Annotated in this window: 2 protein-coding genes; both read right to left on the minus strand. The window is 47.8% G+C overall.

Features of this window, described 5'->3' with window-relative positions; all coding sequences use genetic code 11:
- Positions 1–101: 101 nt before the first annotated feature.
- Complete coding sequence (locus ACVRRC_RS22120; protein ID WP_052219360.1) at positions 102–407, minus strand: hypothetical protein; 306 nt, start codon at positions 405–407, stop codon at positions 102–104.
- Positions 404–705: hypothetical protein (locus ACVRRC_RS22125; protein ID WP_472997595.1), on the minus strand; the 302-nt coding region annotated here is incomplete at its 5' end. The genes ACVRRC_RS22125 and ACVRRC_RS22120, both read right to left, overlap by 4 nt.

The raw sequence follows: 705 nt of genomic DNA on the forward strand, positions 1-705 counted from the left end.
CTGTTAGGAACTAATTAGGTTAATTATTAGGATCTAGCTTGTTGAAAAGTTGATAAGTGAAAACCAGCGCCCAACACAGGTACTGGTTTTTGTTTGGGTGGCTATTCTGCCCAATGGGCTTTGAGTTGTCTGTTAGCTTCATCTAACGCAGCTGAAGCTGAGGGCATGATGCGGTTATCGAAAACCCAGGGCGCATCTTTCCAGTTGCCTTGCTGCCGAATATAGCCCAGTCTTATCGCTTGCATGAATGTCATCGGCTTTGGGCTAATAGGATTCACCACCAGCCCCTTGGCGCGATTGACACGCACTTTCAGGTAAGCCAGCACACGCTCAGCCTGCGCTTCTTTTTGCCCTGACAAGTCCCAGATACTGCGTCTCAAATGCTTAATGGCTTCTTCACTGGTCACGCGTAATCCCTCGTAGAGTTCAGTACACTGATGCTTGGCAAATCGCACTGAAATTCAGTGTCATCGGCACGGTCTATCCAAGTTATACACGCTCCAGATCGCCATACCGCCAGAACGGGGTCGCTCATGCAGTTTTCAACACTCTCATCCGAGTCATCAAAGTCGTCGAACGTCGCTTCGCTATAGATGACAACATGGAGGAATTGCGGGTTTCTTTCCAATACAGCAAAAGCGTCGATCAGCGCGGATTTGTCAAATTTCAGCGTTACGTTCAAACAGCGAATATTATCTTGGAGTT

It is taken from the genome of Stutzerimonas sp. LR2 (assembly GCF_055755175.1).